Origin of the sequence: Streptomyces formicae (genome assembly GCF_002556545.1) — a bacterium.
GTDB lineage: Bacteria > Actinomycetota > Actinomycetes > Streptomycetales > Streptomycetaceae > Streptomyces > Streptomyces formicae_A.
The window spans coordinates 2,924,865-2,939,032 of sequence record NZ_CP022685.1; the positions used below are offsets into that span (position 1 = coordinate 2,924,865).

At 72.2% G+C, this 14,168-nt stretch carries 14 protein-coding genes; 8 read left to right on the top strand and 6 right to left on the bottom strand.

Annotation, left to right across the window (positions count from 1 at the left end):
• Positions 1-14 precede the first annotated feature (14 nt).
• The 3 genes from KY5_RS12400 to fabF all read left to right on the top strand — a co-directional run bounded on the left by KY5_RS12400 (position 15) and on the right by fabF (position 2,695).
• The gene (locus KY5_RS12400; protein ID WP_098242299.1) at positions 15-1,016 is read left to right on the top strand and encodes a ketoacyl-ACP synthase III; all 1,002 of its coding nucleotides are present in this window, start codon (positions 15-17) and stop codon (positions 1,014-1,016) included.
• A gap of 98 nt (positions 1,017-1,114) precedes the next feature.
• Positions 1,115-1,363, top strand: coding sequence for an acyl carrier protein (locus KY5_RS12405; RefSeq protein WP_098242300.1), 249 nt, complete (start codon positions 1,115-1,117; stop codon positions 1,361-1,363).
• A 69-nt stretch (positions 1,364-1,432) separates the two neighbouring features.
• The gene (gene fabF / locus KY5_RS12410; RefSeq protein ID WP_098242301.1) at positions 1,433-2,695 is read left to right on the top strand and encodes a beta-ketoacyl-ACP synthase II; all 1,263 of its coding nucleotides are present in this window, start codon (positions 1,433-1,435) and stop codon (positions 2,693-2,695) included.
• A gap of 80 nt (positions 2,696-2,775) precedes the next feature.
• On the opposite strand, the gene KY5_RS12415 is transcribed toward fabF, so the two are convergent.
• On the bottom strand, positions 2,776-3,270 hold the full coding sequence (locus KY5_RS12415; RefSeq protein ID WP_055554651.1) for a DUF3145 domain-containing protein: 495 nt from the start codon (positions 3,268-3,270) through the stop codon (positions 2,776-2,778).
• Between the two features lie 358 nt (positions 3,271-3,628).
• On the opposite strand from KY5_RS12415, the gene KY5_RS12420 reads away from it, so the two are divergent.
• Entirely contained in the window at positions 3,629-4,540 is a 912-nt protein-coding gene (locus tag KY5_RS12420) for an SGNH/GDSL hydrolase family protein (RefSeq protein WP_098242302.1), read from the top strand.
• A 22-nt stretch (positions 4,541-4,562) separates the two neighbouring features.
• Positions 4,563-5,552: an aldose epimerase family protein gene (locus KY5_RS12425; RefSeq protein ID WP_098242303.1), complete on the top strand. Its 990-nt coding sequence runs from the start codon at positions 4,563-4,565 to the stop codon at positions 5,550-5,552.
• 66 nt (positions 5,553-5,618) lie between these two features.
• On the opposite strand, the gene KY5_RS12430 is transcribed toward KY5_RS12425, so the two are convergent.
• Entirely contained in the window at positions 5,619-8,072 is a 2,454-nt protein-coding gene (locus KY5_RS12430; RefSeq protein WP_098242304.1) for a glycoside hydrolase family 3 protein, read from the bottom strand.
• A gap of 144 nt (positions 8,073-8,216) precedes the next feature.
• Here KY5_RS12430 and KY5_RS12435 point away from each other — a divergent pair, with 144 nt between their 5' ends.
• Positions 8,217-8,840: a TetR/AcrR family transcriptional regulator gene (locus KY5_RS12435; RefSeq protein WP_234362708.1), complete on the top strand. Its 624-nt coding sequence runs from the start codon at positions 8,217-8,219 to the stop codon at positions 8,838-8,840.
• On the opposite strand, the gene KY5_RS12440 is transcribed toward KY5_RS12435, so the two are convergent.
• The gene (locus tag KY5_RS12440; protein ID WP_098242306.1) at positions 8,757-9,182 is read right to left on the bottom strand and encodes a RidA family protein; all 426 of its coding nucleotides are present in this window, start codon (positions 9,180-9,182) and stop codon (positions 8,757-8,759) included. The two genes, KY5_RS12435 and KY5_RS12440, sit on opposite strands and share 84 nt — an antisense overlap.
• A gap of 31 nt (positions 9,183-9,213) precedes the next feature.
• A complete protein-coding gene (locus KY5_RS12445; protein ID WP_098242307.1) occupies positions 9,214-10,032 on the bottom strand; it encodes an NAD(P)-dependent oxidoreductase in 819 nt (272 codons plus the stop codon).
• Between the two features lie 58 nt (positions 10,033-10,090).
• On the opposite strand from KY5_RS12445, the gene KY5_RS43055 reads away from it, so the two are divergent.
• Positions 10,091-12,040: a phosphotransferase gene (locus KY5_RS43055; RefSeq protein WP_324961759.1), complete on the top strand. Its 1,950-nt coding sequence runs from the start codon at positions 10,091-10,093 to the stop codon at positions 12,038-12,040.
• A gap of 65 nt (positions 12,041-12,105) precedes the next feature.
• Here the strand turns inward: KY5_RS43055 and KY5_RS12460 are convergent, their stop codons facing one another.
• Complete coding sequence (locus KY5_RS12460; protein WP_199843049.1) at positions 12,106-12,768, bottom strand: LysE family transporter; 663 nt, start codon at positions 12,766-12,768, stop codon at positions 12,106-12,108.
• Positions 12,769-13,129: 361 nt separating this feature from the next.
• A complete protein-coding gene (locus tag KY5_RS12465) occupies positions 13,130-13,720 on the bottom strand; it encodes a TetR/AcrR family transcriptional regulator (protein WP_098242308.1) in 591 nt (196 codons plus the stop codon).
• A gap of 161 nt (positions 13,721-13,881) precedes the next feature.
• Here KY5_RS12465 and KY5_RS12470 point away from each other — a divergent pair, with 161 nt between their 5' ends.
• Positions 13,882-14,136, top strand: coding sequence for a hypothetical protein (locus KY5_RS12470; RefSeq protein ID WP_098242309.1), 255 nt, complete (start codon positions 13,882-13,884; stop codon positions 14,134-14,136).
• Positions 14,137-14,168: the final 32 nt, after the last annotated feature.

Genomic DNA, 14,168 nt, shown 5'->3' on the forward strand with positions numbered 1-14,168 from the left:
AGGAGCCGCAGCGCATGTCGAAGATCAAGCCCAGCCAGGGTGCCCCGTACGCACGGATCATGGGCGTCGGCGGCTACCGGCCCACCCGTGTCGTGCCCAACGAGGTGATCCTGGAGACGATCGACTCGTCCGACGAATGGATCCGGTCCCGTTCGGGCATCGAGACCCGTCACTGGGCCTCCGACGAGGAGACCGTCGCCGCGATGTCCGTCGAGGCGTCCGGCAAGGCCATCGCGGACGCGGGCATCACGCCCGAGCAGATCGGTGCCGTGATCGTCTCGACCGTCTCGCACTTCAAGCAGACCCCGGCGATCGCCACAGAGATCGCGGACAAGATCGGCGCGGGCAAGCCCGCCGCGTTCGACATCTCCGCGGGCTGTGCCGGTTTCGGCTACGGACTGACGCTCGCCAAGGGCATGGTCGTCGAGGGTTCCGCCGAGTACGTCCTCGTCATCGGCGTGGAGCGGCTCAGCGACCTCACCGACCTGAACGACCGCGCGACGGCGTTCCTGTTCGGTGACGGCGCGGGCGCGGTCATCGTGGGCCCCTCCAAGGAGCCGAAGATCGGCCCGACGGTCTGGGGATCCGAGGGCGACAAGTCCGACACGATCAAGCAGACGATTTCCTGGGAGGAGTACCGCGAGGGCTCCCCCGAAAAGTTCCCTGCCATCACGCAGGAGGGCCAGGCGGTCTTCCGCTGGGCCGTGTTCGAGATGGCGAAGGTCGCCCAGCAGGCGCTGGACGCGGCCGGAATCACCGCGGACGACCTGGATGTCTTCATTCCGCATCAGGCCAACGAGCGAATCATCGACTCGATGGTGAAGACTCTGAAACTGCCGGAACACGTCACGGTCGCCCGTGACGTGCGCACCACCGGCAACACCTCGGCCGCCTCGATTCCGCTCGCCATGGAGCGGCTTCTGGCGACCGGCGAGGCGAAGAGCGGCGACACCGCGCTCGTCATCGGCTTCGGGGCGGGTCTCGTGTACGCCGCCACGGTCGTTACCCTCCCCTAGGCATCACGTCCGGATCACCCGATCCGGACAGCTGTAACCAACCTGCCGCTGCCGCGGCGGGCGCCACACCCCCTGGATACATAAGAAGGAGCGCCAACATGGCCGCCACTCAGGAAGAGATCGTCGCCGGTCTCGCCGAGATCGTCAACGAGATCGCCGGCATCCCGGTCGAGGACGTCCAGCTGGACAAGTCCTTCACCGACGACCTGGACGTCGACTCGCTGTCCATGGTCGAGGTCGTCGTCGCCGCCGAAGAGCGCTTCGACGTCAAGATCCCGGACGACGACGTCAAGAACCTCAAGACGGTCGGCGACGCGACCTCGTACATCCTCGAGCACCAGGCCTGATCCAGGCGTGCTCAGTCGCCACCCGGCGGTGGCGCCGCTGATCCCCTCAACACCGTGGAGAAATTTCCTGTGAACTCGACCAATCGCACCGTGGTCGTCACCGGTATCGGCGCAACCACACCGCTGGGTGGTGACGCAGCCTCGACCTGGGAGGGGCTGCTCGCCGGCCGCTCCGGCGTCAGCCTGCTGGAGCAGGACTGGGCAGCCGAGCTGCCCGTCCGCATCGCCGGTCAGATCGCCGTGGAACCCGGCGAGGTCATCCCGCGCCCGCAGGCCCGCAAGCTGGACCGCTCGGCGCAGTTCGCGCTGATCGCGGCGAAGGAGGCCTGGGCCGACGCGGGTTACACCGCCAAGGCGGGTGAGGACACTTCGGTGGACCCGAACCGCCTCGGCGCGGTCATCGCCTCCGGAATCGGCGGCGTGACCACCCTGCTCGACCAGTACGACGTGCTCAAGGAGAAGGGCGTACGCCGCGTCTCCCCGCACACCGTGCCGATGCTGATGCCCAACTCCCCGGCGGCCAACGTCGGCATCGAGCTGGGCGCCCACGCGGGCGTCCACACCCCGGTGTCGGCCTGCGCCTCGGGCGCGGAGGCCATCGGCTACGCGATCGAGATGATCCGCACCGGCCGCGCCGACGTCGTCGTCGCGGGCGGCACGGAGGCGGCGATCCACCCGCTGCCCATCGTCGCGTTCGGCAACATGATGGCGATGTCCAAGAACAACGACGACCCGCAGGGCGCCTCGCGTCCCTACGACGCGGACCGCAACGGCTTCGTGCTCGGCGAGGGCGCCGGTGTGATCGTCCTGGAGTCCGAGGAGCACGCCAAGGCCCGCGGCGCGAAGATCTACGCGGAGGCCGTCGGCCAGGGCATCTCGGCCGACGCGCACCACATCACGCAGCCCGAGCCGTCCGGCAACGGCATCGCCGCGGCGCTGCAGCACCTGCTCGACACCACCGACCTCAAGCCCGCCGAGATCGTGCACGTGAACGCGCACGCGACCTCGACGCCGCAGGGCGACGTCGCGGAGATCAAGGCGCTGCGCCAGGCGTTCGGCGACGACGTCGACCACATGGCGATCGCGAGCACCAAGTCGATGACGGGTCACCTGCTCGGCGGCGCGGGCGGCGTGGAGACCGTGGCCACGGTCCTCGCGCTCAAGCACCGCATCGCCCCGCCGACGATCAACATCGAGAACCTCGACCCCGAGGTCGACGCGGACATCATCCGCGACGAGGCCCGCCCGCTGCCCGAGGGCAGGATCGCGGCGCTGAACGACTCGTTCGGCTTCGGCGGCCACAACGTCGTCCTGGCGTTCCGGAGCGTCTGACCCGGCAGGACGTACATCACGCGTGACGCGAAGGGGCCCCACCGAGCGGTGGGGCCCCTTCGCGTCGTCTCAGTCCTGCGTCACACCACTTGGTGCAGCCAGCGCACCGGCGCGCCCTCGCCCGCGTACCTGAACGGCTCCAGCTCGTCGTCCCAGGGCTTGCCGAGCAGCTTGGCGAGCTCGGCCTCCAGGACGCTCTCGCCCCGCTGGGAGCGGGCCAGGGCGGCGCGCAGCCGGTCCTCCGGGATCAGGATGTCGCCGTGGATGCCGGTCACGGCGTGGAAGATGCCGAGCTCGGGCGTGGCGCTGTAGCGCTCGCCCTCCGCGCTCGCGCAGGGCTCCGCCGTGACTTCGAAGCGCAGCAGATCCCAGCCGCGCAGCGCGGAGGCGAGCTTGGAGGCGGTGCCCACCGAGCCCTGCCAGGAGAATTCGGATCTCCAGGTGCCCGGCGCCGCGGGCTGCCTGATCCAGTCGAGGCTCACGCGCGCGCCGAGTACGCCCGCGACAGCCCACTCGACGTGTGGGCACAGCGCGCGCGGAGCGGAGTGCACGTACAGAACTCCACGTGTCGTCACCGGGACCTCCAGTGTGGGTCGAGGTTCGCCTTCCCCAGCGGCCTCGCGCCCGTGCCGAGCGATTTTCCCCAAGAAGCAATTTTCCCGAAGACTAGAGAAAACCAGAAAAAGGGGACAGATCTGACGTGATGTAATTTAGCGGAACCAATGCGGCGGTGCGTCACCGGGTGGATCATCCGCCCTGTCGCCGCCGTGACAGCAGAGGCCGGGCAGCTACGGGCCGAGGCTACCGTGCGGCGGCGCAAGGAGTGTGACGTACCGTCGGTCCGGAGGCCAGGAAACTCCGACCTTTCACCCGGCGGGGCGCAACCCCGGGCACGCGCATGACGTCACGTTGAACGACAGAGGGGACCAGGGGATGCGAAATCGCAGGCACCGCTCGCGTGCCGTCGTCGCCGTCGCGACGGCGGCTCTTCTCGGCACCACCGCCCTCACGGCGTGCGACGCGCAGGGCGGCGACGCCTCGGCTCCCGGCGGGTCGGCAGCGCAGCGGAAGCCCTCCCCGAAACCCACGCCCACCTGGGACACCTCGCCCCGTTCGCTGGCCGCGGTCGGTGACTCCATCACCCGTGGCTTCGACGCCTGCTCGGTGCTCTCGGACTGCCCCGAGGTGTCCTGGGCGACCGGCACGGACAGCGAGGTGCGCAGCCTGGCGACTCGTCTCCTCGGGAAACGGCGGGCCGCTTCGCACAGCTGGAACCACGCCAAGACCGGCGCCCGCATGTCCGACCTGAACGGCCAGATCGAACAGGCGGCGACCGAGCGGCCCGAGCTGATGACGGTGATGGTCGGCGCCAACGACGCCTGCCGTTCGACGGCGGCCTCGATGACGCCGGTCGCCGAGTTCCGGGCCGATTTCGAGGAGGCCATGCGCACGCTGCGCCGCTCGCTGCCCAGGACCCAGGTGTACGTCGCGTCCGTCCCCGACCTGAAGCGGCTCTGGTCCCAGGGCCGCACCAATCCGCTGGGCAAGCAGGTGTGGAAGCTGGGCATCTGCTCCTCGATGCTGGCCGAGCCGGACGATCTGGACGCGGCGGCGAGCGAGCGGCGCGACTCGGTGCGGGACCGGGTGGTCGCGTACAACGAGGTGCTCGAGGACGTGTGCGGGAAGGACAAGCACTGCCGGTACGACGGCGGGGCGGTGTTCGACTACCGCTTCGACGGCGACCAGTTGAGCCACTGGGACTGGTTCCACCCCAGCAAGAACGGCCAGTCGCGCCTGGCCGAGCTGGCCTACCGACAGGTCACGGCGGCGAAACCCGCGAGGTAGGGCACCGCGTAGTCTCGCGATCATGCGCAGTGAACTCTTCGGGACGCTCCCCGACGGCACGCCCGTCCACCGCTGGACCCTGGAAAGGGGCGGGGTGCGGGTACGCGTCCTGACGTACGGCGGCATCGTGCAGTCGGCGGAAGTTCCCGACCGCTCGGGGCGAGTCGCGCAGGTGGCGCTGGGGTTCGAGGGGCTCCAGGGGTATCTCGCGCACCCCGGTCCCTACTTCGGGGCGCTGGTGGGGCGGTACGCGAACCGGATCGCGGGCGGTGCCTTCGCGCTGGACGGGCGCACGTACCGCCTCGCGCGCAACAACGGCCCCAACGCCCTGCACGGCGGCGAGCGCGGCTTCGACAAGCACGTCTGGGACGCGGAGCCGGACGGCGCGCACGGGGTGCGGCTCTCGCGGGTCTCCCCCGACGGCGAGGAGGGCTATCCCGGGCGCCTCGCGGTCGCGGTGACGTACTCCCTCGACGGGGCGGGCGCGCTGCGGATCGCGTACGAGGCGACGACGGACGCGCCGACCGTCGTGAACCTCACCAACCACACGTACTGGAACCTCGCGGGGGCGGGGGCGGGCAGTGCTCTGGGGCACGAGGTGCGGATCGCGGCGTCCCGGCTCACCCCGGTGGACGGCTCCGGGATTCCCACGGGGGCGTACGAGGAGGTGGGCGGGACCCGGTTCGACTTCCGCTCCGCGCGGGCGGTAGGTCCCGGCCTCGACCACAACTACGTACTGGACAAGGGGGGCACGGCCGAGCCCGTCGAGGTGGCTTCGCTGTGCGACCCCGGGTCCGGGCGGGTACTGACCGTGTCCACGACCGAGCCGGGGCTTCAGTTGTACACGGCTGACCACTTCGCGCCCGACCTGCCGTTCGCCCCGGGGGGCGGGATCGCGCTGGAGACCCAGCACTTTCCCGACTCTCCCCATAGGCCCGGGTTTCCCTCGACGGTTCTGCGACCGGGTGGGGTCTTCTCGTCGGAGACCGTTTACGGTTTCTCGGGTCGGTGAACATCTGCGGGTGCTTCGTGGTTGCTCGCGCAGTTCCCCGCGCCCCTGACGGGGCTCCCGCCCCTCTCAGGCGATCAGTGTCTCCGTCAGGCGGCGGTCCGCGATCGAGTGGGACGCCTCCACCTCGTATGAACCGCCTTGGTAAGCCCATGCGTTGGCGTTCTCGTCCCAGATCTCGAAGGCCCTGCGCGGGAGTTCGACGGTGACCTCGACGCTCTCGCCCGGTGCCGCCTCGACGCTCGCGCAGCCCGCGAGCCAGCGGGCGGGGCGCGTGCCGTCGTTGTCGGCGGGGGCCAGGTAGACCTGGACGACCTCGCGGCCCGTGCGCTGACCGGAGTTGCGGACACCGATCGTGGCCGTGGCACCCTCGACCGTCAGCGACTCGTACGTCCAGTCGGTGTAGCCGAGGCCGTGACCGAAGGCGTACGAGGGGGTGGCCGACGCCTTCTCCCAGGCGCGGTAGCCGATGAACACGCCCTCGTCGTAGGCGAGTTCACCGTCGACCGGGGTGACGTCGGTAACCGGCGCCGCGGCGAGGTCGCCCCAGGTGGTGGGGAGTCGGCCGCCGGGCTCCTCGGCGCCGAGCAGCACGTCGGCGAGGGCCGCGCCGCCCTCCTGCCCGGGGAGCCAGCCGAGCAGGACCGCGGCGACGTCGTGGCGCCACGGAAGCTCCACCGGGGAGCCGGAGTTGACGACGACCACGGTGTTCGGGTTGGCCTCGGCGACGGCGCGAACGAGGTCGTCCTGACGGCCGGGGAGCGCGAGGTCCTTGCGGTCGAAGCCCTCGGACTCGACGCGTTCGGTGGTGGCGACGACCACGACGGCGGTGTCGGCGTTCCGCGCGGCCTCGACGGCCTCGGCGATCAGTTCGTCGGGGTCACGGCGCGGGCCGAGGTGGACGAGGCAGAACATGACGCCGGGCAGCGGGGCCTTGTACTCCTTGTCCAGCGGGTGCAGGAGGGAGATCTCGACGGGCTCGCCCGCGGTGAGCGTCACCTTGCCGCGCTCGACCGGCGAGCCGAAGAACGCCTCGAAGGGGTCGGCGTCGGAGTCCATCTCCTGGACGCCGTCGTAGAGGACCTCGCCGCCGACGGTGAGGGTGAAGGCGCCGAGGCCGCGCGTGCCGAAGGAGTGCTCGCCGCTCTCGCGCGGGGTGAAGGTGCCCCTCACCTCGATGCTCGCCATGGTCTCGTGGGTGACGCCCGCGGGCAGGTCGTCGCCGATCCACTGGACCTGGCCGGTCGGCAGGCTGCCCTCGCCGAGCAGTTCGCCCGCGGCGTCGCGGCAGCGGGCGCGCAGGGCGAACCCCTGGTCGGCCGGGGCGAGTTCGTCGCTGGGGTCGGCTCCGACGGCGTAGCTCAGGGAGCCGTCGGGCAGGGCGGCGGTCAGGCCGTCGAGCGGGGAGACCGTACGGGCGGGGAAGACGGTGGCCGAGCCGCCGCCGAGGATGCGGGCGTCACGGGCCGCGGCGCCGCTGAGGGCGACGCTGCCGGTGGACGCGAGCGGGAGCACGCCACCCTCGTTGCGTACGAGGACGAAGGAGCGCCGGGCGATCTCGCGGGCCAGGGCCTCGCCGTCGATCTCGGCGGGCGGTTCGGCGACGACCGGTTCGGCGCCGTCCAGGACGCCGACGCGGGCGGCGAGGCGCAGGACGTTGCGGACGGCCTCGTCGACGGTCCCCTCCTCGACCTCCCCGGCCCTGACCGCGGCGGCGAGCGGCTCGCCGTAGACCGTCCGCGGGCCCGGCATGGCGAGGTCGAGGCCGCCCTCGATGTCGCCGGTGGTGGAGCGGGCGGCCACCCAGTCGGAGACGTTGCAGCCGTCGAAGCCCCATTCGCCGCGCAGGACCTCGTTGACCAGGTACCGGTGCTCGGTCATGGTCACGCCGTTGACCTGGTTGTAGGCGGTCATGATGCCCCAGGGGTGGGCGTTCTCGACGATCGCCTCGAAGGGGGCGAGGTAGAGCTCGCGCAGGGCCCGCGCGCCGATCGTGTTGTCGACGGTGAAGCGGTCGGTCTCGGCGTCGTTGCCGACGAAGTGCTTCACGGTCGTGCCGACGCCGCCGCTCTGTACGCCCTGGACGTAGCCGGTGCCGATGACGCCGGTCAGGTACGGGTCCTCGCTGTACGCCTCGAAGTGGCGGCCGCCGAGCGGGGAGCGCTGCAGGTTGACGGTGGGCGCGAGCAGGACGTGGACGCCCTTGCGCCGCGCCTCCTGGGCGAGCAGCGCGCCCGCGCGGCGGGCCAGGTCCTGGTCCCAGGTGGCGGCGAGCGCGGTCGGCGAGGGCAGCGCGATCGAGGGGTCGTCGGCGGTCCAGCGGACCCCGCGCACGCCGATCGGGCCGTCGGACAGCACGAGGGACTTGAGGCCGATCTCCGGCAGGGCGTGCAGCGACCACACCTCCCGGCCGCCGAGCAGCCGGGCCTTGGCGTCGAGGTCGAGCCTGCCGAGTGCCGCGTCGACGACGGCCTCGCGGGCCCGGTCAGCCCGTGTGTCCTCGGTGGCCTTGCGTCCCGCCATGGCGGTGCCTCCTCGTGCGTAGAAGTCCGTTCCGTTCCCTCCATCGTGCATCGGGTACCTGTAGAGCGGTAGGTTTCGTTACCTTGCTGTTATTAACAGATGTCGTACGGTCCTCTCGGGACCAACGGGGAAGGGGTACCGGCCATGGCGGCGAGGGCCAGGAGCGAGGAGCGGCGCGCGGAGATCCTCCGTGCCGCCCTGGAAGTGATCGCCGAGCGCGGCTACCGGGGTGCGAGCCTCGGGGCCGTCGCCGAGCGGGTCGGGCTCACCCAGCAGGGACTTTTGCACTACTTCCCGACCAAGGAGGCCCTGCTGGTCGCCGTCCTGGAGGCCCGCGACCAGTGGGACGCGGTGCCGCGCGGCCAGTGGCGGCTCGATCTGCTCGGCTCGCTGGTGGAGTACAACACGATGCGCGCGGGGCTCGTGCAGACCTTCTCGGCACTGCTCGGCGAGAGCGTCACGGACGGGCACCCGGCCCGGGAGTTCTTCACCAAGCGGTACGGGGCGGTGCGCGAGAACTTCACCGAGGTGCTGCGCGCCGAGTACGGGGACCGGCTGCCCGGCGGGCTCACCCCGGAGGCCGCGGCCCCGCTGCTCGTGGCGGTGATGGACGGGCTGCAGTACCAGTGGCTGCTCGACCCCGAATCGGTGGACATGCCGGGGGCGTTCAGGAACTTCCTCGCGCTACTGGGCGAGCCCCGCAGCAGGGAGCGGACCGGCGGAGCGGGAAGCGGCGGCGACGGCGGCCACCACCTCGACCTCGATTAGCGCCTCGGGACGGAAGAGCCGAGGGACCTCGACGGTGGTGCTGGTGGGCGGCGTGCCGGTGAGGAACTCCCGGCGTACGGCGGCGTATTCGGGCAGTCCGTCGAGGTCGGTCAGGAACGTGCGGATGTTGATCACGTCGGCGAGGGTGGCGCCGTGGGCGTCGAGCAGGGCGGCCAGCGCCTCGAAGACGCCGCGGGACTGCGCGGCGAGGTCGGCGCCCTCGGCTATCTGGCCCGAGAGGTACAACAGGGCGCTCCCGTCCGGTAGTTGGACGCGGGCGACCTGGGAGTAGGGGCCGAGGGGGCGGGGTGCCCCGGCCGGGTCGTCGAGGGTGATCAGCATGGTCGGGTTCCTCCGGTGCGGTCGGCGGGGGTCACGGGGCGCGGTGGCCGCGGATGTGCGGGACGGCGCGGGCGACGTCCTCGTGGGCGAGCGAGGGGATGGCGGCCGCCGCTTCGTAGTGGGCCAACGCCGCTTCCATCATGGGGAGTTCGGCGGAGTCGGTGGCCAGGGCGACGTCCTTGACGGCGAGGTCGCTGCCGAAGTGCACACCGTCCGCGAAGGCCCGTGCTACGGCGCCACCGAGCGGTCCCTTGGCCAGGGCGTCCCTCGCGGTGTCCTCCGTGAGGCCGAACGCGTCGGCGAGCTTCATGGCCTCGGCGACCAGGGCGACGCCACCGAGGACCGCGGTGTTGACGACGAGCTTGAGGGCGGCGCCGGAGCCGAGGGCGCCGGTGCGGGTGACGGGGCCGAAGCGGGCGAGCACGTGCTCGACACGGGCCGCCTCGCCGCCCGCGAGGATGCCGAGCTGCCCGGCGGCGGCCTTGTCCGTACTGCCCATCACGGGGGCGTCGACCAGCGTGACCCCCGCGGGGACGAGCGCGGCGAGCTCCGCCACGACGTCGGGGCCCACGGTCGACATCTCCACCCAGTACGCGCCGGGGCGCAGCGCGGGGACGACGGCGTCGGCCAGTTCGCGTACGGCGGCGGGGTCCGCGAGCATCGTGATGACCACGTCGGCGTCGCGCACGGCCTCCGCGGGGCTCGCGGCGCGGGTGGCGCCCGCCTCGACGAGGGCGTCGGCCTTCGCGGCGGTGCGGTTCCAGACAATCAACTCGTACGGAGAGGTGAGGAGTTGGCGGGCCATCGGCTCACCCATGTGGCCGAGCCCGAGGAATGCGATCTTTTCCATGCCTGAGACGCTAGGCCCGGCACCGGGATGCGACAAGCGAATCCCTAGCATGTGAGCCATGCCGAACCCGCATGCCGCACGCCCGGCGGACACCGCTCCCCCCGACCTCTCGACCGTCTGGCTCAGGACCTTCCTCGACGTGGCCCGGCACGGGTCGTTCACCGTGGCGGCGCGCGAGCTCGGATGGACCCAGTCCGCCGTCTCGCGGCAGATCGCCGCGCTGGAGGCGGCGCTGGGCGGCGCACCTCTCTTCGACCGGCTGCCGCGCGGCGTACGGCCCACCGCGCACGGGCGTGCGCTGCTGCCGCACGCGACGGACGTCATGTCCCGACTGACCTCGCTGGGGCGGGAGTTGACGGCGCTGCGCGACGCGACGGGTGGGCTGCTGAGGGTCGGCGCGTTCGCGACGGCGGACGCGGGGCTCGTCCCCCGGGCCATCGCGCGGTTCCGCGCCGCGCGTCCCGGGGTGACGCTCGTCCGCGAGGAGGGTCTGACGCCCGCGCTCCTCGCCCGTGTCGCGGACGGCGGGCTCGACCTCGCCGTGGTGTCGACGACGGGCGGCGCGCTGCCCGCCGACGCGTACGAGCTGCACCACCTCCTCGACGAACCGCTGTACGTCGCGCTGCCCTCCGGTCATCCGCTGGCCGCGCTGCCCGAGGTGCGGTTTCCCCAACTCGCCGCCGAGGAGTGGATATCCGGCAGCTCCCGGATCGAGGGGACCCTCCTGGACGCGGCGGTGCGCCACGGGCTCCGGCCGCGCGTCGCCCACGTCGTCGCGGAGTGGACCGCGAAGCAGGGGTATGTCGCGGCGGGGCTCGGGGTGACGCTGATCCCCGCGCTCGCCGCCGAGTCGGTACGCCAGGACATCGCGCTGGTCCCCCTGCGCGACGAGGGCGCGCCGGCCCGCGCCGTGTACGCGGCCACGCCACGGGGTCACTCGGCGCCGCCCGCCGTGGCACCGTTCCTCCGAGCGCTGCGGGCGGCCTGTCCGGCCGGTCGCGCCTTCCCGCAGCCCGTACGGACAGCACCGGCCGCACCGATGTCTCCGACAACGCCGACAACCTCGACAGGAAGGTCGCCCATGTCCACCGCACCGAAGACGCACGCCGACGAACCCGACATCGACGAAGACCTCGTACGCCGCCTGGTCGGTGCCCGGTTCCCGGCGTGGGCCGGTCTTCCCGTGCGGCTCGTGGGATCCGCGGGGACGTCCAACGTGATGTACCGGCTCGGCACGGACATGGTGGTGCGCCTGCCGCGCCGGGCGGGGGACGCGGAGAGCGCGCGGCGCGAGCACGAGTGGCTGCGCAGACTGTCGGGGGCGCTGCCGGTGCCCGTACCCGCACCGCTCGCCATGGGCGAACCGGGCGAGGGCTACCCGTACCCGTGGTCCGTCTTCCGGTGGCTGGAGGGCGAGACGCCCGTCGCGGGGCGGCCGCTCGCCGAACCCGCCCTGTTCGCCGAGGACATGGCCGCGTTCCTCACCGCCCTGCGCGGCTTCGATACGGCCGGTGCGCCCGCCTCCTACCGAGGCGACCCGCTGGCCTCGCGCGACGCCGACACGCGCGCGGTGATCGCCGGGCTGCGCGGGGTCGTCGACACCGACGCCGTCACCGCCGTGTGGGACGCCGCGCTGCGCGCCGCGCCGTGGCAGGGGCCCGGCGTCTGGGTGCACGGGGATCTCCAGCCGGGGAACGTCCTGGTCGCGCGGGGCCGACTCAGTGCCGTCATCGACTTCGAGTGCATGGGCACGGCGGACCCCGCGGTCGACCTGATCGCCGCGTGGTACCTGATGGACGGCGAGGCCCGCCGGTCCTTCCGCGCCGCGCTCGGCCCCGCCACGGACGACGCCATGTGGGCGCGGGGTCGTGGCTGGGCGCTGACGATCGCCGTCAACGAACTCTCGTACTACCGGGAGACGAACCTGTGGATGGCGGATACGGCGCGGCATGTCATCGGGGAACTGACGTCGGGGGACGGTGAGTTGGGAGACGGCGAGGTGAGGTGAGGGGCGGCGAGGTGGGGTGAGGTGGAGTGGAGTGGAGTGGGGTGGGGTGGGGTGGCTGGTTCGCCTCACCCCGCCGACGCCAGCAGATGCCCCGCGAGGCCCGCGATCAGCGCGCTCGACGCGAGCCCCGTCAGCAGGCGGCCCCTGCTGCCCGTGAGCGCGCGGCCCAGGAGGGCGCCGCCGCCCGCGAGGAGCAGTTGCCAGCTCGCCGACGCGGCGAACGCGGCCAGCGCGAACAGTGCCTGTTCCGGTCCCGTCAGGGACGTGGTGGCCGGGCTGCCGAGGACGAGTGCGGCGAAGTAGACGACCGTGGCGGGGTTCAGGAGCGTGATGCCGAGCAGGGCGGCGTAGGCGCGGGTGGGGCCTACGGGGGTTCCTGTCCTGCCGGTGCCGGTGCCGGTGCCGGTTCCGGTGCCGGTTGCGCCGGTGCGCTCCCGGTACTGGCGGATCGCCGTGATCGCCCCGCGTGCGGCGAGCGCGAGGAGGACCAGGGCCGATGCCCAGCGCAGCGGAGTCATCAGCGGTGCCAGGAGGTGGGTGAGCCGGGTGCCGCCGATCGCTGCGACGAGGGCGTAGAGCCCGTCGGCGGTCGCGACGCCGAGGGCGGCGCAGGCGCCGGTCCGCAGGGACGTGCGGGCCGTGAGGGCTACGAGATAGGTCGCGACGCCGCCGACCGGCATGGCGATGCCGTATCCGGCGAGGAGTCCCGCGACCAGGACGGCGCTCACGCGTGCGCGGGGGCTGGCCTCCGGTGTCGGCCGACCTGCTGCTGGCGCCGCGCCGCCGACCGGGCGTCGGGGGGCGTCAGGGGCGGGGCGGCGGGGGCCGGGGGCGTGGTCATGCGTTGAGCTTCGCGGGGAGGGGGTGGGTGCGGCAACCGATTTGGCTGCGGGTGCGTTGTGGCTGAGCGCGCAGTTCCCCGCGCCCCTGCCTCGTGGCCGGTCTCACAGTTGCCCCCGGGCCGTGCGGGGCTTGTCGCGCAGTTCCCCGCGCCCCTAAGGCAACACCCCCGTGCCCGAATTGCCCCCGCGCCACCCGTGCTTGTCGCGCAGTTCCCCGCGGCCCTAAGGCAGTGCCCCCGTGCCCCGTCTACTGCCGGGCCGCTCGGGAGCGCAACACCCGCCGTGCGTCTTCCGGTGTCATGTGGCCCACCAGCACCTGCGCGGTGAGGCCGTCCGTCAGGGCCAGGAGGGTGTGGGCCTCCGCCTTCGCGTTCACGTCGTCGCGGAACTCGCCGGTGGATCTGCCGTAGTCCAGTAGCCAGACCAGGAGGTCGTGCAGCTTGGCGTACGTGTCTCGCAGGACCGCCGCGAGGGGGGCGCTCACCGTCGCGTGGGCCACGAAGGCCACCCAGACCTGGGCCTCCGTCCTGTCCTCCGGGTCGACCAGGGCGAGCGCGGAGAGCGAGCGGTCCAGGAGGGTCGCGGCCGACTGCGGTGTGTCCGACGCCTCGATGCGGGCCTTCGCACGGTCGGCGACGCGCTGCGAGATGTCCTCCAGGGCGAAGAGCAGCATCTCGTCCTTGGTGCGGAAGCAGCGCTGGACCGCGCCCATCGAGACCTGCGCCTCGGCGGCGACGTCGCGCAGGCTGACGGACTCCATCCCGGAGCGGGCGATCAGCAGGCGGACCGCCTCGGCGATGCGGCGGCGCCGGTCCTCGTAGTCGACCTGCTTGGGCACGTGCGGACGCCTTTCGTCGGGCGTGGGGATCCGCCGTATCTGACGCGCACCCCCGCGTTCTGATGCGGTTGCATCATATCCCGCTTCCGATGCATGATCTGATGCGACCGCATCGGAACAGTCGACGGTGCCACCGCCGCACCGCACTCGGGGAGATACGCATGTCCACACGGCCCCATGCCACCCAGCCCAAGAAGTCCTCCGCCGGAGGGCTGCTCGCCCTCTTCGGCTTCATCCTGGTCGTACAGGGCTTCGGCTCCGCGATCACCGAGTCGGGCTGGAACACCAGCTTCGGCGTCTCCGCACTGCTGCGGGAGGCCAACGCCCCGGAGTGGACCGACCTGTTGGTCGGAGCGCTCGGCTGCGTGCTGCTCGCGCTGGCCGCGCGGCGCCGGTTCACCCGTGACGCGCCGTAGCGCTCACCCCTTCCGTCCCGCGATACTTCCGC